17 protein-coding genes are annotated in these 21,002 nt (G+C 61.8%); 6 read left to right on the top strand and 11 right to left on the bottom strand.

The annotated features are described in order from the left end of the window. Window positions 1–19: 19 nt before the first annotated feature. The 5 genes from KY499_RS16185 to KY499_RS16165 all read right to left on the bottom strand — a co-directional run bounded on the left by KY499_RS16185 (window position 20) and on the right by KY499_RS16165 (window position 3,867). Window positions 20–310, bottom strand: coding sequence for a hypothetical protein (locus KY499_RS16185; RefSeq protein ID WP_219885840.1), 291 nt, complete (start codon window positions 308–310; stop codon window positions 20–22). A gap of 165 nt (window positions 311–475) precedes the next feature. Then, window positions 476–2,068 carry an ABC-F family ATP-binding cassette domain-containing protein gene (locus KY499_RS16180; protein ID WP_219885839.1) on the bottom strand — a complete coding sequence of 531 codons (1,593 nt, stop codon included), beginning with the start codon at window positions 2,066–2,068 and terminating at the stop codon, window positions 476–478. Beyond that, window positions 2,065–2,538 (bottom strand): GatB/YqeY domain-containing protein, encoded by a 474-nt coding sequence (locus KY499_RS16175; RefSeq protein ID WP_123255349.1) that lies wholly within the window; start codon window positions 2,536–2,538, stop codon window positions 2,065–2,067. Before KY499_RS16175 ends, KY499_RS16180 begins: the two co-directional genes overlap by 4 nt. 24 nt (window positions 2,539–2,562) lie before the next feature. Then, window positions 2,563–3,417: an alpha/beta fold hydrolase gene (locus KY499_RS16170; protein ID WP_258190833.1), complete on the bottom strand. Its 855-nt coding sequence runs from the start codon at window positions 3,415–3,417 to the stop codon at window positions 2,563–2,565. 57 nt (window positions 3,418–3,474) lie between these two features. Beyond that, window positions 3,475–3,867 carry a hypothetical protein gene (locus KY499_RS16165; protein ID WP_219885838.1) on the bottom strand — a complete coding sequence of 131 codons (393 nt, stop codon included), beginning with the start codon at window positions 3,865–3,867 and terminating at the stop codon, window positions 3,475–3,477. A 189-nt stretch (window positions 3,868–4,056) separates the two neighbouring features. On the opposite strand from KY499_RS16165, the gene KY499_RS16160 reads away from it, so the two are divergent. The 4 genes from KY499_RS16160 (at window position 4,057) to KY499_RS16145 (ending at window position 7,812) form a co-directional block, all read left to right on the top strand. Continuing rightward, complete coding sequence (locus KY499_RS16160; RefSeq protein WP_219885837.1) at window positions 4,057–4,404, top strand: hypothetical protein; 348 nt, start codon at window positions 4,057–4,059, stop codon at window positions 4,402–4,404. Beyond that, the gene (locus tag KY499_RS16155) at window positions 4,385–4,792 is read left to right on the top strand and encodes a hypothetical protein (protein WP_219885836.1); all 408 of its coding nucleotides are present in this window, start codon (window positions 4,385–4,387) and stop codon (window positions 4,790–4,792) included. The genes KY499_RS16160 and KY499_RS16155 overlap by 20 nt, the downstream gene beginning before the upstream one ends. A gap of 279 nt (window positions 4,793–5,071) precedes the next feature. After that, the gene (locus KY499_RS16150; RefSeq protein WP_219885835.1) at window positions 5,072–6,466 is read left to right on the top strand and encodes a helix-turn-helix domain-containing protein; all 1,395 of its coding nucleotides are present in this window, start codon (window positions 5,072–5,074) and stop codon (window positions 6,464–6,466) included. Beyond that, the gene (locus KY499_RS16145; protein ID WP_219885834.1) at window positions 6,466–7,812 is read left to right on the top strand and encodes a tyrosine-type recombinase/integrase; all 1,347 of its coding nucleotides are present in this window, start codon (window positions 6,466–6,468) and stop codon (window positions 7,810–7,812) included. The genes KY499_RS16150 and KY499_RS16145 overlap by 1 nt, the downstream gene beginning before the upstream one ends. Before the next feature lie 480 nt (window positions 7,813–8,292). Here KY499_RS16145 and KY499_RS16140 read toward each other — a convergent pair whose 3' ends face one another. Next, window positions 8,293–9,174, bottom strand: a complete 882-nt coding sequence (locus KY499_RS16140; protein WP_219885833.1) for a hypothetical protein — start codon at window positions 9,172–9,174, stop codon at window positions 8,293–8,295. Window positions 9,175–9,303: 129 nt separating this feature from the next. Continuing rightward, window positions 9,304–10,167 carry a TIGR02391 family protein gene (locus KY499_RS16135; RefSeq protein ID WP_219885832.1) on the bottom strand — a complete coding sequence of 288 codons (864 nt, stop codon included), beginning with the start codon at window positions 10,165–10,167 and terminating at the stop codon, window positions 9,304–9,306. Between the two features lie 150 nt (window positions 10,168–10,317). On the opposite strand from KY499_RS16135, the gene KY499_RS16130 reads away from it, so the two are divergent. Together KY499_RS16130 and KY499_RS16125 are read left to right on the top strand one after the other, a co-directional pair. Continuing rightward, window positions 10,318–11,307: a hypothetical protein gene (locus KY499_RS16130; protein WP_219885831.1), complete on the top strand. Its 990-nt coding sequence runs from the start codon at window positions 10,318–10,320 to the stop codon at window positions 11,305–11,307. 65 nt (window positions 11,308–11,372) lie between these two features. Next, the gene (locus tag KY499_RS16125) at window positions 11,373–13,124 is read left to right on the top strand and encodes a hypothetical protein (protein WP_219885830.1); all 1,752 of its coding nucleotides are present in this window, start codon (window positions 11,373–11,375) and stop codon (window positions 13,122–13,124) included. Window positions 13,125–13,391: 267 nt separating this feature from the next. Here the strand turns inward: KY499_RS16125 and KY499_RS16120 are convergent, their stop codons facing one another. The 4 genes from KY499_RS16120 to KY499_RS16105 all read right to left on the bottom strand — a co-directional run bounded on the left by KY499_RS16120 (window position 13,392) and on the right by KY499_RS16105 (window position 20,657). Beyond that, window positions 13,392–14,147 (bottom strand): hypothetical protein, encoded by a 756-nt coding sequence (locus KY499_RS16120; protein ID WP_219885829.1) that lies wholly within the window; start codon window positions 14,145–14,147, stop codon window positions 13,392–13,394. Window positions 14,148–14,732: 585 nt separating this feature from the next. Beyond that, window positions 14,733–16,586, bottom strand: coding sequence for a hypothetical protein (locus KY499_RS18400; protein WP_258190832.1), 1,854 nt, complete (start codon window positions 16,584–16,586; stop codon window positions 14,733–14,735). A 2,402-nt stretch (window positions 16,587–18,988) separates the two neighbouring features. Beyond that, window positions 18,989–19,957 carry a site-specific integrase gene (locus KY499_RS16110; protein WP_219885828.1) on the bottom strand — a complete coding sequence of 323 codons (969 nt, stop codon included), beginning with the start codon at window positions 19,955–19,957 and terminating at the stop codon, window positions 18,989–18,991. A 226-nt stretch (window positions 19,958–20,183) separates the two neighbouring features. Beyond that, a complete protein-coding gene (locus KY499_RS16105) occupies window positions 20,184–20,657 on the bottom strand; it encodes a hypothetical protein (protein WP_219885827.1) in 474 nt (157 codons plus the stop codon). Window positions 20,658–21,002 lie beyond the last annotated feature (345 nt).

The following is a 21,002-nucleotide window of genomic DNA, read 5'->3' as shown; positions in this document are numbered from 1 at the left end:
CAACGGAGCAGGGGCGGGATCATTCGGTGCGGCAGGGCCCCTGCTGGTCTTCGCCCTGATTATCCGCGTCCTGGTCGTCGGCTTCCTGACCGGCCGTTTCCTGCGACTCCGTCTCAGCCGTCTCAGCCGCCTCCGCGGCCTCTGAGGACGCGGTTCCGGCTGACGTCGTTGTCGACGCGGGGTCAGCGGGGAGATCGGCGGTCGCAGTCGCGGCCGCGGCGCCTGCGCCGCCGGTGACAACAACGGATGCAACTACCACTGCTTTGCCGGTGGTGCCCAGCGCACCGATCCAGCCGAAGATTCCTGCCATTGGAGATTCCTTTCAACGCGGTTAGCGAGACCGCTGCCGGTCCCTCCATCGGCAGCCGTCGCCAGACTACCCCCGGGACCGCCCAGAGTCGGCGCTCAAGCCACTTCTCCCACATCCTTGGCCAACGCTGGGCAAACGCTGAGCAATGATCCTTGCGGCGAAGCGTTAGGCCGCGTGGACGTTCACCTCACCCGGGCGGGCGCCGTCGCCGCCGAAGACCAACTGACGGTTGGCGATCTTCTCGCTGAAGTAGCGGTCGTGACTGACCACCACGACGGCGCCGGGAAAGTGGATCAGTGCCCGCTCCATAACCTGGGTGCTGGACATGTCCAGGTGGTTGGTGGGCTCATCCAGCAGGAGTACCGACGCCCCGGACAGCAGGCACTGCGCCATGGCGACGCGGGCCTTTTGACCACCCGAGAGGTTCCCGATCTTCTGTTTGAGGTCAGCCTCGGAGAACTGGAACATCGCCAGGAACCTGTTGACGGATTTCTTCGTGGCACTGAACGCCAGGCTGTCCGGCAGCGCATTGACCGCGTGGGAGACGGTGTCGGCGTCGTCGAGGTCTTCCAGCATCTGGTTGTAGGAGACGAATCCGGGTCCCTTGGCCCAGACCACGTCGCCGGTGTCCGACTGTTCCTCGCCTGTCAGGACCTTCAGCAGCGTGGACTTGCCGCTGCCGTTGGAGCCGAGGACCACGATCCTGTTCCCCCGCCGGATTTCGAAGCTGAGGTCCTCGAAAAGGACTTTGCTGCCGTAGGACTTGCCGAGTCCCTCGACCCGGCAGAGGACATCTTTGACGTGCAGGCCGCCGTAGATTTCCGTGACGATCTGGTCCACGGGGCGCGGGGTGCGGGATTTTTTGATCTTTGCCAGCTGATTGCCCAACCCTCGGCTCTCCGCCTTGGCCGCCTCGCGCCGGTCCGCGATGCCTTCGGCCTCAAACGCGAGCAGCTCCGACTCGTGGACGAACTGCGCCTCAAGCGTTTTGAGCCGGAACTGCTTCTGCACCACGTACTCGGCAAAGTTGCCGGGGTATTCGTGCAGGTGGAAGTTCTCCACCTCGATAATCCGGGTCACGACTGCGTCCAGGAACTTCCGGTCGTGCGAGACGATGATCGCGGCGCCGCGGAAGTCCCGGAACCAGGCTTCAAGCCATTCGACGCCGGCGACGTCAAGGAAGTTGGTGGGCTCGTCGAGAAGAAGCACATCGGGGTTCTCCAGCAGGATCTTGGCCAGGGCAGCCCGGTTTCGCCAGCCGCCGGACAGCTCATCAATGGCACAGAGCCGGTGGGCCTCGTCAAACCCGAGGGTTGTCAGGACCTTGTCGATGCGCCGGCCGTAGTCCCAGCCGTCCAGGCGGTCCATGTGTTCGAAGAGCTCTGCCTGCCGGGAAATGAGCCGATCCAGTTCGGCATCGGCCGGGCCGGCCGCAATGGCCTCATCGATGGCTGCAAGTTCCGCCTCGAACGCGCGGATCTCGGTGAAGAGTGCCTCCAGCACCTCAAGGATGGTCTCGGCGCCGTTGAGTTCGGAGAACTGGGAGAAGTAGCCGATCTTGGTGCCGAGCTCCACGCTGACCGTTCCGGTGTCAGGTGCGATCCGGTCCAGGGCCAGTTGCAGCAGGGTGGTCTTTCCCGACCCGTTCTTGCCGATCAGGCCGACGCGGTCGCCCGCTTCCAGACGGAAAAATGCCTCCCGCAGGACCTGCTTGTTCTCGAACCGGACGCTGACGTCCTGGAGCCGGATGAGGCTCACTTTTGCTGCCCGATGCGGTTGCGCACGATCTCGCTGACGGCTTTGCCGTCGAAGCGGCCTGCCACCCGCGCGGTGACGGGTTTCATCACGGCGCCCAGCTGTCGCATCGAGAGTTCGACGCCGTCGGCTTCCAGCGCCGCGATGGTTTCCTCGACGATGGCCTCCACTTCTGCTTTGGTGAGCGGCTGGGGCAAGTAGGCTTCAACGATTTCGGCTTCGGCAATTTCCGCCGCGGCCCGCTCGGCTTCGCCCGCTTCGGTGTAGATGCGGGCCGTGTCGCGGCGTTTTGCTGCTTCTTTCTGCAGGAGAGCGGTGACCTGGGCGTCGTCGAGGACGACCGGCGTCTTGCCGGACTTTTCGCGGGTTTCGATTTCGCCGAGGACGTTGCGCACGGTGGTGAGCGCGACCTTGTTGCGGTCCTTCATGTGGCCGACGACGTCGGCGTGGAGGCGTTCTTTGAGGGTGGTCATGGTGCTCCTTGGGTCACGGGGCGGTCAGCCCCGGTAGTACTCGGCAATATCTGATACGAGCTCGTTGAATGCCGCAGGAATGGATCCGTGGGCACCCTCCGGTGAGGTCCGGAGGGTGCTGCCGGGGACTGCGGCGTGCAGCCGTCTGGCGGTCTCACGGTAGTAGGCAGGGCTCCTCCCGCCGACCATAAAGTGCGTGTTTGCCGGCAGGACGGAGAAGTCCCGGACGTCCTCGGCCTCGTCGTAAGCGGCCTTCAACTCCCCGACGGCGCTGGGCATCAGTTCTGTGAGCAGCCGGTTCACCCTGGTGCGGGACATAAGCGCCATCAGCCCTGCCAGGACGGGCTCCGGAACCCTGGCCAGGGCGGTTCCCGGCTGCATGCCGCGCCGCATCCGGGCGAGGGCAAGACCGATCCGGCCGGCGTTGACGGCCTCCTCGAATCCTGCGAGCCAGTCTGTGTCGATGCTGCCCTGGATGTTCACGGCGGCGTCGTAGACGGCGAGCTTGGCCGGTTCGTGGCTGCTGCCGGCAAATTCCTGGACCGCGTTGAGGGCGACGGACCCGCCGAGGCTGTGTCCGAAAAGGTTGCGCGCTCCGGTGGTGTCCAGAACAGTCCGGACATCGGCGATTTCGGTTGCCATTGAATAGTCCTCGGGCTGCGGAGTGGAGTTGCCGCGGCCGCGCCGGTCATAAACGTCAACGGCCCACCCCTCCCCCAGCCCCTTGGCCAAGGCCATGGAGAACGGCCGGTAGATCAGCGCCGTCAGGAACGCCCCGCCGACCACGACTACGCGGCGCTCGCCGGGGGCGTCGTCGCTGCCGTAGGTGTACACGGCCAGCTCGCCGCCGTCGTGCGTCGACGCTTTCTGTTCTGTCACTGTCCTATCTTAGAGCCGGGCCCCTGCCCCCCGGCCCCCGCGGGCGTCGACGGAGGCTTACCGGCAGAAGCCGTTGGCCCCGATCACGAGCAGGATCCGGCGGGCTTCCTCGTCGTCTGCGACAGGAGTCTCACGGCCGCTGCTGAACAGGTCCGTGACCGTGACGAGGAGCCTGTCGAGCGGTACTCCGCCAAGCAGGCTGCCGCAGACCCGCCGGGCATCCTCGACGGTTTTCCCGTCAGTAAATTCCAGGTTGATCCCGGAGAGCTCCGCCAGCAAGGCCTTCTGTTCGTCCGCGTCGGGGGCGGGCAGAGTGTCAGGCAGGGCCGTTACGGTCGAGGCAGGCTGGCTCGCGGCCTGACTGGACGCCCCCGCGCCCGCCGGGCCCGAGCACGCGGCCGTCAGCAGGAGCATCAGCAAGGCCAGGATGGTCGCAATGCGCTTGGTCATGTTCCCCCGGGTTGAATACTTGACATGGACGGATACCCAATGAAAACCCTAGCTGCAGCGGGAAGCCGCGCCTAAATCCAGGCCGGGACGGTCCGCGGACTCCTCCGTGACGAGCTTCTGTCCAGCGACCTGGAGCACTGGCGCCCCGCTTTCGAGCGTAAACTTCAGGGACGGCGTTCGGAGGGCATCTTGAAGTACCACCCCACACTTGTCGCCAGCCTCCATTGCCAGGAGAACGCCGCCCCGACGGATTGGGAGACCACGTTCCGGAGGCTGGTTCTTTTCGATCTTGCGGCGGACATGGAGCTCGGTTTCTTCCTTTCCTACTACCGCAACTTCGCCATTCCCAGCATCGCGGCGACCCTCCACGCGAACGCGGAGATCCAGCAGCGCCCCATTAAGCGTTCTTACGACACGGCCCTGGTCCTCTACGAGCTCATCGCTTGCGGTCTGGACAGTGACAGGGGCTGCCGCACGCTTCTTCACCGAACTCGGTGCCCGGATGAACATCACAGCGATGCCCGCCACCTACTCTGAAGCCGAAGCATTTTTCGACCGCTACGAGGCCGCGCATGTTGCGCCGTCCCCTGCAGGTCAGCGTCTGATGGACGCCACCATCCAGGTTTTCCAGAGCCGGTTGCCCGCACCGCTGCGCCCGTTGGCGAAGTACATCATCAGTACGATGCTCGACGACGACCGCCTCACCGGCGCGCTTGGCCTCCCCCGCGCGACGCGGGCAACACAGGGCGCCCTCAAAACAGGAATTGCCCTCCGGAACTCCGTCCACCGGCGTCGCCCCCTGACGACGGTCCCACGCTTCATACCGGGCACGGCGGGATCGACTGTATATCCGGACGGGTACTCCCTGGACCAGCTTGGCCCGGACAACGTTCCACGCCCCGCTGCCAACGACAAGCGGCCCTGATCCCCCGACCTGTCGGTGTGCCCTCAGCGGGGAAGTGAAAAGCCCTCCTTCCCTGCGTTTCCGGGGTCAACGAGCTTTGTCTGTGGAGCTAAATAGATTCGCTCCTGACTTCCTCTTCAAAGGAAGGCGGTTTTTGGGCTGTCGCCACCCCATATTCACCGGCCCGCAATCGAGAATCTCCCCTGTTCAAGTCAAAGCATGTAGACGCAGAATTGAGCATCGATCCATCACTTTGATGGGTTCTATTCCCGAGTCGAACTAGCAGATAAAGGGTTGCCGATGCCTGAAATCCTCTATAGCGCAGCGATAGTCGTTGCGGCGGTTGGAATCGGTTTTGTGACACACAAGGTCCGAACCAACGATCTGTCTGGCCGCGCTGCTTTTGCTACCGCCGTTTTGTGTTTTGTTGGATTGCTGGCGATGATCCTGACTGACTGGCCCAGCGAAGTCTTGAACAAATTCTGGGCTGACCATTCGGTACTGGCAGGTATGCTCTCATCGCTGCTCTTGGTTGGACTCGTCTTCCTCGCGTACGAACGTAGTGCACAACGGCGGCAACTGGAGCTTGCAGACGGCCTCTCGGGAGCTGGCCTAGGGGGGATCGTGGACCACGTCATCGATATTGAGGCTGCCCTTGCGATCACATCTCAGCCGCTGCCCCCGGACCAAATTGCGCCCCAGGATTGGGGTCGATGGGACATGCAGGGCAAGCCGCTGCGATGGCTCCGCAATGGCCGCGAAATCCTGATAGGCGAATGCGACCCTCGCAAGCTGCCAGTCCGCTGCGTTGCCCCTAATGGAACGTGGGAGCACAAACTCATCGATCAGTCGATCCGGAGACTCTTGGCTGCGATGAGGGACTGGACACCCTTGATTGGTGCATCCGAGGACGGCATCACTGTACTTCTTCTTTTATCGAAAGTACGTGCCGATCTCATGGCCCTCCAAGACCTGTATCCGCCCCAAGGTCAGCAATCCGAAAGCAGCGGCAGCTCTACAAGTGCCGCCATGATCGAGGACCTTCGCATCCGCCTGCGTGTGTTCGCCATCTGCTTCGAGAACTGGAGCGGAGCCCAGAAACTTCGACCAGAGATTCTCGACAATTTCGAACCGTTGCCAAATCGTCGCCCAAATTTTGACCACGTCAACAAGTCGCTGGCAACACGATTGGACAAGGCCTGTGACGAACTCGGGTTCAAGTCTGTGGAGCTAAGGAGATTCGAACTCCTGACCTCTTCGATGGGAACTCGGAACAACGCCGATTCACGCCCAATCACGTTTATCGCCCCGCATCCGCGGATCCGCGGCAGTTCGCTCCACGGAAAGGGAAACTGCATACCGGCCCTTCACGTCCGTTCACAGCCAAAGTGTTATGCAAAGTGTTATTCCCTGCCGCCTGCAGAAAGTGACGCCCGTCGTCAAAGTCGCAGCATAGGGCAATCCATGAACCGACCTGACGAAGCGAGAAACGGATCCTCCTGGATGCCGTCGGAATTGATGACACGAGAGGAAGCGGCCGCATATCTGCGCCGCTCTCCCGGAACGCTGGCCAACTGGGCAGCACAACGCAAAGGGCCCGTGTACTACCGCCAATTGGACGGCGCGGTGGTCTACGCGGTTGAGGACATGGCCGAGTGGCTGGCGGCACAGCGCGTAGCCCCGAGGGCAGCATAATGGCCAATCACCAGACGCGCCCCGGTTCTTGGGGCAAAATACCCAGGGCCAAGAAGCAACCCGACGGTCGGTACCTGGCCAGCGGACGGTACAAGACCTTGGACGGCACGGAACTCATCCAGCGAATGCGAACGGGTACGACAGCACGCAAAGCTGAGGACGCGCTTCTCGCTGTCTTTCAGGCGATGGCTGCGGAGGATGAAGCAAAAGCAACGGCCGCTAAGGAAAAGATGAGCCGGAAGCTGCAGGAAGGATCAGAAGCACCGTTTGCCGAGGTCGTTGAGAACTGGATCTCGTATGTCGAGTCCGGTGGCCTCAGACTGCGTGCCAGTACGGCCTATGAGTACACCCGCATGGCGAGGGCCGACATTGTGCCTGCGCTGGGAGGCCTTGCGGTGGGTGACATCGACATCAGAACCTGCGCCGACTTTTTGCACGGGATCGTCGACGGCGGCCGCTATTACGCCAAGGCCGAACATAACCGTGTGATCCTCTCAAACATCCTCACTTGGTGCGCCGGTCTGGGTCTGATTCCTGGGAACCCAGTAAGGCAGGTCGCATCGTTGCCGCGGCCTCGCAAGAAGCCGGTTTTGATAGTCGAGAAGGAGGACATGGCAAGCGTTCTGATTGCCGTGCGCAAGCACGGAGAAGATCAGCTGAAGAACACGCGGCCGGGACCCCGGCAGAACCTGGACATCCCCGACGGCGTGGAATTGCTGCTGGCAACCGGCATGAGAATTTCAGAGCTTCTTGCCCTGAGGTGGGAGGACGTCTGGATCGACGAACCGGATGACGGCTCTTATTGGGTTCAGATCAACGGCAAGGTGGGATGGGAGAAAGGACGCCCCATGCTTCGCCACGACTACGGGAAGACAAGCGACAAGATTCTCGATCTTCGGATCAGCCCGGACGTGGCGGCCATGCTCCGCGCCCGGAGGGCCATCGAACGGCGCAGCAATCCTAACGGGGCTATATTCCCTGCCCGGGGCGGCAAATGGATGCAACTGAACAACTTCCGTCGCCGCTGGCGCATAGTCCGACAGGAACTTGAGATCGCCTACGACCTCCCTGAAGAGGAGCAAGAAGTCAGGGGAAGGAAACAAGAACGCCGGCAGTCCTGCGACATTGCGACTGCAACGCCCCACACGTTCCGACGCTCTGTCGGCACCTTCATCGGCGAAACGGTTTCAATCGACGTAGCCGCCCGGCAACTGGGACACAGTCGCACGGCTGTAACTATTCGCTCCTATCTGCGAGAGAGGCAGGAGGCGCCAGACAGCAGCGAGCATCTGGCAGGCGTCATGTACAGGCGGGACAAGCCGTCAGCGGACCCGGGCCCGAGCTGACCGCAGACCAAGACTCCGACGGTTCAGTTCTGAAGGAGGCATGTCCCATTCTTGGCCTGGTGCGGCGTTCTGATCGCCGCGGCGCACCTTCGTGCCCGGCCATGAGCAGTCGTCCATAGGCGCTCATACTCTCGACATACGTCCTTGGCGGACTTGTCTTGGTTCTAGCCGTGCCAAGGGATTCGAATCGACGACGCCCGCTTATCGCGGCGGGGTATCCCGCGCGTTCCCGGGGATGCCCAAAAAGCGTTCCCGACCAGCAATTTTGCAGCTATTGATGTTGAAATCCTACCCGCGTGTTCCCGGCAGTTCCCGTTCAATGCGTGTCGTAAACGTGTCGTCCATGGCGCTGCCCAGTTGCACTGGTCCCTTGCCACCGTTGAGGGGGAGTCTGGTTACGCGGGCACCCTTTGCCTGGACCACGGCAAGGGTGCGCCCAGTGCGTTCTGTGATGCATTCGGGCGTGAGGTCTTCTCCTAACTAAGATCCCAACTGTCCACCCCTCAAGCGCGATACCTCTTTCATCCTTTCGACTCTCAGCGGCACATACTCGCCATCGGCTCGACTTCCCCCGAGAATCGTCCCGAGCTCAGCCAAGGGCTCACGGTCGAGCAGCGACGGGTTCTTCTCAAGCATCAAGGTGATGGTCTCCCCGACCTGCTGCGGCGTAAGTGCCTCCATTGCGGCTGTCAAGCCGGCTGGACCATCGTCCTCGATTTTGGCATTGCGCAGCATTCTCATTTGCTCTTCGCTAAATGCCCTGGCGAGTAGAGCCCCAACAAAGCGTTCCCGTGCCTCTGCGCTGCCCATGCGGGCTCGATAGTCTTGGAACGCAACTTCCAGTTCTGTCGAGGAATCTGCACGCACAGGTTCAGTCGCGGGAACCATTTCAGCAGGGGCGGCCCCGCGCTCGACGTTCCGAGTTCCGATGAATCTGTTCCACGTCGACTTCATAGTCAGGAGCGCAGTATCGCTCGCCGACTTCATGGCCAGGAGCGCATTATCACTCGTTGACTTCATGGTCGGAATCGCTATGTAATGCAACCATCTTTTGACGTGCGGCGCAGCTGCAGCCGCAAGCGTCGCAACGATGATTCCAAGGCGAACCAGGGCCTCAAGCGCCTCGGCGAGTTCCTCGTCTGTAAGCTCGCGGCCTTCTGCTGCTCCCGGATCCGAAACATACACGTACTGAATGTTCGGCGAACCGGCGTCGTCCTCGTCGGGCTCGAATAGCTCCGCATGACCCACGAGATCGTTCGTTTCATTGTCAAAGAGATGCGCGCGGTACGCACCATCAGTGTCTCTTGAAAACCCGAGATGCTGTCCGTCGGGAACTTCAACATCGAATCTTTTCTTAGCCATTTGTCGCCTTCATTTTGTCGTGGTGCCAGACGGGTACGCCATGCAAGCGGACTCCCAGCCTTCCGCCACATCCAGGACCTGCACGCGCTGCTGCCGGGCGGGCGCGATAAATTCCCCAGGAGCCATGCTTCACCGGACGGGATCATCCTCGAAGCGGTCTATCTGGCACTGGTCGAGCAGATGGGCAAGAAAGCTGTAGGCGGCAAGGCGCTCCATTGCTTGCTGCTCGGTGAGCTCGTCTCGAGTGTGAGTAGTAACATTCCGGACGGTCAGGTTCAGGCCGGTGGCCAGAGCGTTCAATGATTTTGCAAGGGGTTCAAGACCACCCCGCATGCTCTTGGCCGTCTTATCGTCGGCGGGGCCGGGCCAAGCGAGTTTGGGTTTGCCGTCAACCGCCTCGCCTGCTGACAGGGTCTGTTGCCAGAACACAGTGTCGTCTACGTCGTTGCGTTTGAGCTTCTGCTTCCAATAAACGGTCAGCCCTTCAGCGGCTTCGCGTACAGCCACTCGGTACTGGTGAGTCGTCCAGTGTGCAGCTGCCCCCGCCCAGATGACGTGGTGAAGCTGAGCCGGTGAAAAGCTTGGCAGACTCGAGTCCGCGGTGGCTTGCGCGTCGGTGAGCATTGCCTCGAGTCGGCCTTTGACGTTCGCCATCGTCATTCGAATATCACGTGGTGCTAGCGGGGCCTTAGGTGATGACATGAATGACCAGTTGGAAATTGGGTCGATGACACCAAGCCCTGCGACAGAAATGTACGCCCCAGTGACTGCGACTGCGCGTGCGGCCAACCCTGCGGCCTCTGCGACATCGAGTTCGAGGCGGCGCACGAGATCAGAGTCTTGTCCGTCTTTGGTCCATACGGTTGGAAGAAGACCCCGAGAAGAAAGGTGGTCAGATTCTTGTTGCGTTTCCATCCATGCACCGAAGGCCGTTTCAAAGCGTCGAACAGCGTCGAGTAAGCGTCGCAAATAATCCTCGCCGTAATCGCTCAAATCATTCCCCTTGTGATTGCCCAGCTCGCAGTTGATGTTCTCGTGCTTCAGCTTATGCGGACGGGCGCTGACACCGGCATGTAGGACTGTCTTTCTGGGTCGCGGACGCGCCTCCGAGGGAGCCGGATCGGCAGAACATAGGCTGGTCGGATGGATACTCCCAGCCGTGGCTATGCAGAAGGGTCCGAGAATGCTGAGTGGCCATTCGGCGACAGCTTTCGGAGCCACGGCGATCTGGCGGCACATCTCCACCAAGTTGGCCGGCGGCACGCCCGGCGCGCGCTGAAGCTGTACACGTCAACGGATGAGTTCGAGATGTTGGACGCAGCCTTCAGCGTGGGGTCAGCCGTTGAGCTTCTCGCCAAATCGCTTCTCGCTTCCGTCTCACCCACGTTGCTGTTGTGCGCCACTCCCGACGTCGGGTCGATCCTGAAGTTCTCTGGAGCAACAGCTCCCGGGTTCAACCGGCCGGACGCGGTTACGGTGAAGTCCTTGGACGCCGGCAAGAGCATCGAACGATTGAAGCAGCTTAAGATGGCGCCGCCCTGGCTCCCCGCCGACAACGCCGTCTTCTGGGTCCGCAACGGGTCAGCCCACATGGGAGTGGTGGACCAGAACACGCTGCGGTCGGCGGTGCGTCCCATGGTTCGCTTCGCTGAGTTCGTGCGGCATCACTACGATCGGCCGGCCGACCGATGGTGGGGTGCAGAACTGGATGAGCTGGCGCGCGGCATCGCCCGTGCTGAAGTCGAGCAGTCGGAGGAGATCGTCCACGCCAAGATCGCCGCGGCGAAGCTGCGCCTGAGGGAACTTCGGGGAAGTCTGCCGGCTTCCTCCGTGGAGACGATCCTGAAAGCGATGTCGGGGCGTTCGCGCACGTTCATCGAGCACGACGAAGATCAGAAGTGCCCGGCCTGCGGATACACCGGAAAAGCCATCGGAATGATCCTTGAGTGCGGGGTCGACGCGGATCATTACGACGGTGGCGTCACCTACTACAGCCGGATGGGTGTCACGCATTTTGAGTGCAGCGTTTGCGACCTCGAACTCACCGATCAACTGGAAGTGATGGCGGCAGGTCTCCCCACCGAGATCGACTACGTGGACGAGGACTACGAGCCGGAGCCCTGGCCCGAATAGAACTAGAGGCAGGGTGGCGCGTCACCGCGTACATGATCTGGGAACGATTGAGAAAGGGAATCTGGATGTCACGAGTTGAGTGGACGCGATATAGCGGCGAGGACATTGAGTCTGTGGTTGCCATGTTCATCAGTGCGGAGTATCCGGAAGCGGAGCGAATCACCCCGTCCATCGGCGACGGTGGCATTGACGTGCTGGTCAAAACCGATAGGACACGCGTCTATCAGGTGAAGAAGTTCACGCGGCCGCTCACGGACAACCAGAAGAAGCAGGTGGAGAAGTCCGTCGACAGGTTGGTCACCGACCCGCGCGTCAAAGATCTGGAGGTGGACGAGTGGCACCTGGTGATGCCATGGGACGCGACCTTGGAAGCGAAGAAGTGGCTGACGGACTACGTCACTGCAAAGGGTCTGCCGGAACCAATCTGGGATGGCCTGACGCGGTGTGATCTCTGGGCAAGCCAGCACTCCAACATCGTTGACTACTACCTGGGCGGGAACGCTGAGCGCATTCGGGAGATGGCGTTGTCCATCGTTCAGGGATTGCGCCTGAAGAACATTAGGGAAGAGGACGTTCAGAGTAGGGACGTCTCTGGTTTTACCGACGAGCTCAAGGAAACGGTGGAGGTCCTCAACCGCGAAGACCCGTTCTACTTCTATGGAATCCATGTGGAGCCCCAGCTCAAGACTCCCGACAGGGAGGACGTACGCGAGGCGCTGAAGAACATCAAGCCCGGGATATTGTTGTCGACCCTAATGGGCGATGGCCGCCTGAGCGTGCAGGTGGACGTCTACGTCAAGAACCGAGTTGCGTTTGAACTGAATCCGCTCAAGATCAACTTCGTCACAACTGCAACGCCTGGGTCCGACGAAGCCACCGCCCTTCAGGACTTCATGAAGTTCGGCAGCCCGATGGAGCTGCCGGCTGGGAGCGTTAGTGGTTCATCTGCGTTGCCCGGAGGACTCGGGGGAGAATTTGAGAACGCAGGCGTAGCAGTGTTTCCGACCTCCAACATCTCGGAAGGGGAACGTGAACTGCGTCTGGTGCTTTTCGACGCGGACGACCAACAGATTGATTCACTGGTAATCCACCGGCAATACACCACAACAGGTATTCCCACAGACCTGGGTCCACGGGGCATGGAGTCGCGTTTGACTGATGTCCACGGCGTTCTAGATGTCATTCTGAGGCTCGATGTGGATGAGCAGACCTCGAAGATGGCCACAATGGTCCACGCTCCGGATGGGAAGCTTGCCGTCGACGTCCTTCCGCCGCTGCGCTTCTATAACAAGATGAAAGCTCCAAATACTTTGGCCGCCGCGCCCCGCTTCGGTCCCATTCCGGACGTTCGAGATCCGCTGTTGGAAAGGGGTGGCACTAGTGCGGACCTATGGTACGACGTGGCCGAGGCGCTCAGCCTCATCCAGGAGCACACTCCACATCGGCTCCACTTTCCGAACCTTGCGGACATCGAGGAAGGCCTCATCCATCAGATTCTTCGTACGGGAGCCCTGCTCAAAGGGCAGACACTGACCCTTAGCACGGGATATGTCGCGACCGAACACGATCCCCAAGTGTCGGACGACGCAGAGACGACTGTGATGCTCATGCCTTGGAGGATCCCCTTGCAGGAAGGGCTGGTCGATCTGGGCCACCTTGCCCACGCGTTCTCCGGCTCGTTCTATAAGCGAGCCGACGAGGGGCCGGACGGTCTGTACGACGTGTGGAGCGTCGATGACGGGAAGGTGCTCGTGAGAATACTCTCCGAGGAAGAGCAGAAGGCACTTCCGGACATCCCGGAATTGTCAGGCTTGTAGCGGGGCATCTCACACTCGGGGGGACACGCTCACGAGTGGAGCTGACAGACTAAATCCGCAGGGGCGACGGCAGCTTGGCATCCCCGGCACTGCCGGTCCCGAGTCCAAGTGCGCGGTCGCAGGACGGCGGGCCTGACCGGCGCTGGCTGGGGTGCGGTCTCTCCGGCTTGGTCCGTCGGTATTCCGATCAGGTCAGTCCTGTCTCCGGTGCGCATCCATTGCGGGGTGGCGGAGAGCAGTGGCGCCGGGTCCCGACGGCGATGGGGTTCAGGCTTCTTGGCTGTTCTCGTCCTCCTGTTGCGCTTCCCAGAGCCTACTGAGAAGTTCTCCGACGAGGGGACCGGCCTTGACACCTTCCTTGTATGTGTCGGGCATTTCGTAGGTCATGCCCTCAGCTCCCGGTTTGATGAGAATGCCCGCTAGCAGGAGGTCTTGAATCAGTGGCATAACGAGGGCCCCAAGGCCCGTTGCTTCACCGATTGCCTCAGGGCTCTTCGGCGGCAGTATGAGAGGCAACGGCTGGCCGGTTCCGAATCTGCCGCCGTCACCCACAAACAGCGATGCGACTTTGAGGTGCGGGCGCTCAATCCGAGCGATGATGTCCACCCAGAGCGCTTCCTCGTCAATCCGGGCATCATCGGCTGCTATCGCACCGAGGCACCGTCCAAGCATGCGGGCCTTCTCCGGCATCCTCGACCGACGCGATGCGTCAATTGCCGAGGCGGCCAGCATAGTGAGTTCTTCGTCGCCCAGCAGGCGTTCGATCAGGATCGCCGGATCGAGACCCGAGGCACGGGAACCGCTGTCGAGCAACAACTCATCCCTCTTGGCAATATGCCCGCTGACCCTTTTCCCGAGTTCTCGAAGAAGGACTACGCCGCCTGCGATGTAGGGAGCAGCTGGAGGCACCATCCCTCCAAGCAGCGAAGCGCTTGCGGCAAGGGCCGCGTCGCCCCAGGGGCCGGCCCCGACCTGAGCGGTGGGTTCTTCGATTGGAGGGTCCTCTTCGTCATACTGGCTCATGCTCGTAGTCTAGGCACTATGCGCCTTGCCAGAGGCAAGGTTCGCCGAAAGTTCCACCTGCGGCCGGCCGTCTCCTTCTCCTAATCCGACTCCGTTCTCGAAATCTTGTGTCTCGAAACGCATGCAATGCAAGGCGACTCAAATCCTAGGATTGCGACACCGAGCGATCAGAGAATTCCTCCACCAAGCGTTGAAGTCCACAGGTACGGCCGGGCGCAACAACACCTGCGGCCTCGGATACACCTGAGCTCGTCCAAATAAGACTTTCGGCCGCTCCGGCTGGGGCCGCGTCCGATAACGGTCCTTTGCGGACGCCTCGCTGACAATGGCCCGATATTGGACACTCAGCGTTACAAAATCCGTTGCAAAACAACGTCAAGATAACAGATGATTTCGATGGATTGTGCTAGATCACCGGTTCCGACAGCGCCTTCAGCGCACCGACAAATGCACGGGTGAGCGGGACAGGGGGAACGCACGCACGCAACAACCGGAATACGATGCGTTTTCGCGGCTGTTCCCCATGGGAAGGGAGGGATGAGTTCCGGGTCCGGGTGGACTGGGCGGGCCCGGAACTCGCCTTCGTTAGTTCTCGAGTTCCTCCTTCGGGTTGTTTGCGGGCGCCTGTCCGTCCTCGAGCAGTCGTGAGAGCACAATGGGGATGCCTGTGACTTTTACGCCCTTATTTTTGCGCTCGTAGCTGTAGAACGGGAGCGGTGCTTTGGTTTTGGCGTTGAAGGGCCGGCTGACGTCCGCGGCGAGGCCTTCATCCCAGATACCTGCCGCCGCGGCGCTCTCGCCTTGCCCGTAGTTGACGAGCCGCGGGAATTCCTTCTGTGCAGCTTTGAACGCGACCACTTTGTGGAACAGAACGACCTTCTGGTTGTTGATCGTGACGACTGTCCCGATGGTTTCCCCTTTCGGACGGAGTGACCCGTCGGCACCCCCGATGATCCAACCGAGGCGGTGGTTCGTCAGGGACTCGGACTGGTCTGTTCCCTCGATAGGTGCCCGTGAGGGGTCGTCGCCGGAGATGACGTGGGCGTTGCCCGAAGAAAGCAGCGCCGCCAGCGCCCTGAGGAAGGAGATGCCGGGCAGGTTTTGCTGGTTTTCAGAGTGCGCTTCCGTCACGAGTTCGACGACAGCTCTGTTCATCGGCGCATCCAATCCGAACTGTTCGATGAAGTCATCGTCCATGTCCAGCTCGCGGGCCAGGTTCTCCAGGATGAAGAAGGTGATCATTACGTCGGCGGCCAGCGTGGAGGTGCGTTCCAAGGATCCTGATCCGGCGCCCATGTCCTTCATCAGTTCGCTGATCTGGTGCTTCAGCTGGGTGCGGGCGGCCTCCATCGCGGAGACGTACGCGGCCCAGCCGCCCGGGTGGGTGGTCGCAGCGTACTGGACGTACTTGATCAGCTGGGACGTGAAACGGGCCGGGATCCCCTTCTCGGCGGCGATCGCGTTGAGGGCGTCCGTCTTGGAGCGGTCCGGGTGGAGCTTTCCTTGACCGAGGTACAACGGGATAAGCCGCTCTTTCGCGGATGGTGTGGTGAGTTCGTTCTCTGCCGTCAGGATTAACTGAGCCGTCGGCTTGAACGTCTTCCGGGATGTCATGTCCGTCTTCATGCGGCGCTTGGTCGCATTGTTGAAGATGGCTCGAGTGAGATCGGCCAGCTTCGCGTCCTCCTGCTCCGCTTGTCGGCGCAGGGCGGACGGGGCCAGGTCGTCAACCACCCAGATGGGGGTGCTGGCGACGGCGTTCTCCATGGCTGCCGGCGTGTCCTTTGCAGAGCCGGGCAGCTCCTCGTGCCAGTCGCCCCTGCGCCGGGCCCAGAAGCGCATCATGCACTCTGCCGTGTAGCTCTTGCCCTTGCCCTTGGGACCCCAAATAAAGATGGTGGCCTTGGGCCGGAGCGGCACCACGGGGCGCAGCGCGCCGGCCAGGACGACCGTGGAAGTGGCCAAGTCGGTCCAGGCATTCGAATGGATGTAGACGTCCATGATGGCCCGGAAGGTCTCCCTTACCCCCGCTCGGAAGTTCTCATCGTCTGCGAAGCTCCCGCTCAGGTCCTCGCCGACACCGTACTTCTCGATCACGTCGATCTCGCGCGGGCCAATGCCCGGCAAGACGTTGGCGCTGGATCGGGCATCGCCGACGATCTGGTCACCGATGAGGAACACCGGATCGCCGTCCTGGACAGGCACCCAACCCGTTTGCATCCAACGGGTTTTGCGCGCGATCTCATCGGGCTGGTTTGCCTTGATCGCGGAGAGCCATTTGCGGCCGAGGGGCCCCTCAGGCGGCCAATCCGGGTGAAGCAGCACTTCGGCAGGGATGTTCGTCTTCTTCCGGTCCCATTCGTCTGGACGCGTGCCGAGGATGCCTTCCGTGCCGGTAACGGTGGCTGTGATGTCGCGGCCGTTCAGGTGCCACGACAATTCGATTTCGACTTGGGCCCTCTTCGATGTCCTCGGACTTGACGTTCGAGTTGAAGATGCCGGTCTTCAGCTCCTGATCGGTCGGCTGGCGGCGCTTTTCCAGGGCAACGACACGGCCGCCGATCTCGACACGCTTCTCCCATCGGTATTCGCCGATGGTTCCCCTGGCGCCGGAGCTGATCGGCACGCACTCTTCCACGAACTGGCCGGTTGACCCGACCCGCCAGGTGCCGGGCTTGTCTTCGGCGTTCTTGACCGGCGCGTCGGGCATCGTGTCGTCGAGCTGGTTGATCAGGGCATCCCAGTTGCCGTGCTTGGCCAGGAAGTCGTCCACGCCGGCCTTCGCCATCGCCCCGTTGTCTTCGGCGGTGACTTCCGGGTTCAGGTAGAGGACCTCGGACATCCTGGACTTGTCCAGGAGCTGGGTGGAGAGCTTGTTCGCGGCTGCGTGCACGGACGGGTTGACGGCGATGTCGGCGTCGAATGCGATCCAGCCGATACGGTCTTTCAGCGCGATTTCGCGCCAGTCGACGGCGTTGCCGGAGGCGTTGTAGACGCCGCCGATGGAGACGATCAGGATCCGTTCCTCCTGCGGGATCCGCTTAAGCAGTTCGCGCAGCCTCGCGACCGGGTTCTCGACGCGTTCTGAGCGCAGCTCCGAGTAGGTGATGCCGTGGTGGACCAGGTAGGCGGAGAGCGCCGCGTCGCCTTTGAGCATTCCTTCGGCGAACATGACCACCGGGGTGGTGTCGATCCAATCAATCGGGATTGCCGGGTGCACGTCCAGTGGAGTGCCGATGTTGGCGACGAACTCATACTTCATCGGCCTACCGGCGTCATCGTTTTCCGGGAATTCAGGTCGCACCTGGTAGGTGTGCGGGACCGGGTTCCGGCCTTCCCGCTCGGCCTTCATGCTTCCGGCCAGCGAATACCACGGCATGAGCATGCCGTCCTTGCCGGGAGCTGACAGGGCCCGCTTGAAGCGCTTACCCTGTTTGGAGTTTCCCTCAACCTGCATGGTGCGGGACATCTGGTCGTAGTTCGTCTTGTCGATCCGGACGTAGCCGCGGGCGGCGGCAACCAGCGGTGCAACACCGGAGTCGGCGAGCTTCCAGGCGCCGGAACCGGTGATGCTGGCGGCGTAGTCGTCAGCCGTCCAGGGCGGGAGCCCTGTCTCCGAGGGGGACGTGTCTTCCATTCTTCTCGTTCTTCTCTGATCCTCCGTGACGGCGGTGGCGGCTTCCGGCACGACCGGAACCGCCTTCGCCGAATCGCCGGGATCCTGGGCAACATGTCCTACTTGATGTCTGTTCACAAAATTCTCTATGCGTCGACTTCGCTGACGGCCACATCCAGCGCAGCATCAACCCAGTCCTGCCCCGGATCACCCGGCGACAACCATGAAAATGCCACGATCATGGCCGCTAGCCGGCACTACAGAGCAGTCGGGGAAACCAAAACTGCTCCACCTCGAGGGTTGCCCATGAAGCCCATATAGCCAAGGGACCTCTGCTCGACCGAAGTCACGGATCGGTCGTCCTCGGGACTGGCCTCGGCGGTCCGTTGGGCACCGGACACCCTTTGTCTGCCCGGATCGCTTTATCGACCATTTGGATCGAGTTGGAACGAGGAGTCCAACTCCGTTTCCCCCGTAGCCATAGGGCTAAGGCGCCCATGGAGAGATAGTTAGACTTTTAGACCAATTAAGGAGAAGAGAAGATAGGAGGCTTTGTTCTCTCTTGTACAGGTCTTCTCGGAAGAGAACATTCTCAGCCATACAACCGCGTTCCGAACGGTCCAAAAGTCGATTTCCTCGCCGGGGGGGTGCCGGTGGTCCCGTAGCCCGCAGGTTCATGCCGGTGTCAGCGTTAGATCAAGAGGTCTAACGGCGTCGAAACCAAGTCAGGGCCAGTCCAACACGCCCGTAGTTGTGTTGCCCCTGGACAGAATGGGGTGAACGCAGACACGCTAGCCCCTCGTTGTCAGGCGGCGGTTCTGCCGCTGCGCGCTCTGCCATGGCATCCGCACTCTTCAGCTCCCTTGGAATGCTCGGCGCTGAGTGTACTGCCAGGACATCCCTGTCGTCGCTGGGCCCAGGTGCGATGCGGCAGAGGCCAAATCGCCCGGCGCAAGCTACGCCTTGCTCGGCAGTATCTACTGTCGCGTCCGCCAAGCCTGCAGAAGCACCAAGAACTGCCGGAGCCTCCGAGGCCGAGATCGAAGGCCCCTGAAGCTGTTATCCGAACCCGTTGCTGGAGCTCCGAGTCTGCGGGGGGATGCACATGAGCCCACGGCTGCCGCAGCGCATCACGCGCACACCCGCCGGGGCCAGGAAAGTACGGACCTTACGCCACTCCCCCACAGAGAGCGTACGTAGTGCAAGGCGAGGGCGGATAAGCCGCTCAGAGTCCGAGGGAGCCACTGCTTGAATCCCGCAGAACTTCTGCCGGCCGGACATAACGGGCCAGGGTCGCGAGGTTCTTGTGCCGAGTCGTCCTTGCCAGCCGTTCCGACGGGATACCGTTTTCCGCAGCGGTTGTTGCATGTCCGGCGCGCAGGCTGTGGCCCGTCAGATGCAGATCATCCAGCCCCACAGCGGCTGCACGCTCTTTCAAAATGCGGTTGACGGTTTGGCCGGTCAACGGCCAGCCTGTCGCTCTCAGATCGGACCAGGCGATGCGCTGGAAGAGTGGGGCGGCGCCCTCGACCCCGCTGGCACCGATCCAGTCCCGCGCAGCGAAAAGCGGATCGCTCTCCTTCACCTGCCCACGGAGTATGCCCACGACGACGCCTTTGCCTTCCTGGTCACCCTTGCTGCGGCGGAGTGTGACGATCACACCGTCCGCCTTAAACACCAGATCCCTTACCGCGAGGTCCGCCAGTTCGGACCGGCGGAAGGCTCCGGCGAATCCCAGCAGCAGTAGCGCGGCGTCCCGCTTGCCGCGTAGAGACTCGCGGTCGATGCCGTTGATGATCCGCCTTAGCTCACCAGTTGTCACAGGGTGCGCCTGAGTTACTGGCGCAGAGCCCTGCTGCCGCTTCAGTCCTTTCAGGACGAGTTCCACCCCGGGGTTGGCGGTCGGGTCGACGAGTGCCGAGTCCCTGTGCGCGCTTCGGATGGCGGCGCGCGCCGTGTCGAGGGTGGAGACCGACCGGCCTTCTTTGGCGCGATCCGTCAAGTAGGCCGCCACAGTCCGCGGGTCAGCCGGAAGCGGACAGAACCCGTGAAGCCCACACCACGACGACCAGTGCCGCCACGCCGACGCGTACGCCCGCTGCGTGTTCCGCGAACGGGCCGCCTTGACCGCGGCACCGATGTCCTCCCATTGGACAGCGGTCAGGATTCCGGGTGACGCGCGAAGATCCGTCACGCTCCACACCCCGTGAAACACCCGCACACGCCGCACCGCGAGCCACAATCCTTATCGCTGGTTCTGGGACTAACGCTAAGTGTCCTTATCAAACGTTTGGAAGGCTGCAAATTTTTTGTGTCTGCCACGGTCCTCATCTCCTCCTGCGCTGCCGGGCGGTTGTTCGGCTGTCGAGATTCGCCCTTTGGGCTGGAAGATCGCCACGGTTTGACCGGTCCCGGCGTGCTCACTCGGCTTGGGCGAGTGCAGCCAGCACCGCCTGCCGCGCGCCGGTCTCGGGCTCCGTCATGAGAAACGCTTGAACGGCAAAAGTCACAGGGATGTCCCTCTGGCGCGAAAGCGAAAGCTCCTCGAGCTCCACCATGTAATCCATCATGGCTGCCTTCGGGTCTTTCTCCCCGGGGCACACCGCGGCCAGGAAATCATCGAGCCACGCCTGAGCCAAGGCCAGGTTGATCGCACGCGCGCAGACTTCCGCGAAGTTGAATTCGTTGTCTCTCCATTCGAGGACGATGTTTTGGTGAGATGTCACCCAGCCGACAGGGCCGATGCGGTGGGGCACGGCATGCTCCAGTCTCAGCGCCACCGCGGCTAGGAACAGCAGGTCTTCCAGTTCATCGACCAACAATTCATACGGTGCCTGCAGGATCGCATACGTTGACCGCGCGATTGCTTCTCTGTCGTAATGGTAGGGATCCATGTCCCCTCCTTGGTGTATTAGTTTCCAACCATGTGTGTGGCAGCGGGCAGAGCTGTCACATCCGTTGGTGCTTGCGATAGCAGCGTGCCGCCCCCGCCAGGCCGCGACCGGTGGTTCGGTCCCGGGCGCCGGAATCAATAGGCGGAGACGCCGCCCGCCCGTGCGTCGCGGAACGGGAAGGAATCCGTCGCGACCCATACTTAAGAGGTCGGCCCTTCGAGCCTCCCCGCGCTGTCCGAGGCGTTGTTCGCGCAGAGGACCAACGGTCATCCGCCGACCCTCACCGTTCCATGGGAGCGTCCATGCCACCGGCTGCCCGCTGTCCGACAGGCTCACGCGGCCGGC

The organism is Arthrobacter sp. PAMC25284 (genome assembly GCF_019443425.1).
GTDB lineage: Bacteria > Actinomycetota > Actinomycetes > Actinomycetales > Micrococcaceae > Arthrobacter > Arthrobacter oryzae_A.
This window is presented reverse-complemented; position numbering and strand designations above follow the sequence as displayed.

What these genes read in the sequence shown, in the direction of transcription:
- KY499_RS16125 (WP_219885830.1), top strand. Translation starts at nt 11,373, where the DNA reads ATGTCACGAGTTGAGTGGACGCGATATAGCGGCGAGGACATTGAGTCT.
- KY499_RS16175 (WP_123255349.1), bottom strand. Translation starts at nt 2,538, where the DNA reads ATGACCACCCTCAAAGAACGCCTCCACGCCGACGTCGTCGGCCACATG.
- KY499_RS16105 (WP_219885827.1), bottom strand. Translation starts at nt 20,657, where the DNA reads ATGGATCCCTACCATTACGACAGAGAAGCAATCGCGCGGTCAACGTAT.
- KY499_RS16150 (WP_219885835.1), top strand. Translation starts at nt 5,072, where the DNA reads ATGCCTGAAATCCTCTATAGCGCAGCGATAGTCGTTGCGGCGGTTGGA.
- KY499_RS16185 (WP_219885840.1), bottom strand. Translation starts at nt 310, where the DNA reads ATGGCAGGAATCTTCGGCTGGATCGGTGCGCTGGGCACCACCGGCAAA.
- KY499_RS16155 (WP_219885836.1), top strand. Translation starts at nt 4,385, where the DNA reads ATGCCCGCCACCTACTCTGAAGCCGAAGCATTTTTCGACCGCTACGAG.
- KY499_RS16120 (WP_219885829.1), bottom strand. Translation starts at nt 14,147, where the DNA reads ATGAGCCAGTATGACGAAGAGGACCCTCCAATCGAAGAACCCACCGCT.
- KY499_RS16130 (WP_219885831.1), top strand. Translation starts at nt 10,318, where the DNA reads ATGGATACTCCCAGCCGTGGCTATGCAGAAGGGTCCGAGAATGCTGAG.
- KY499_RS16165 (WP_219885838.1), bottom strand. Translation starts at nt 3,867, where the DNA reads ATGACCAAGCGCATTGCGACCATCCTGGCCTTGCTGATGCTCCTGCTG.
- KY499_RS16140 (WP_219885833.1), bottom strand. Translation starts at nt 9,174, where the DNA reads ATGGCTAAGAAAAGATTCGATGTTGAAGTTCCCGACGGACAGCATCTC.
- KY499_RS16145 (WP_219885834.1), top strand. Translation starts at nt 6,466, where the DNA reads ATGGCCAATCACCAGACGCGCCCCGGTTCTTGGGGCAAAATACCCAGG.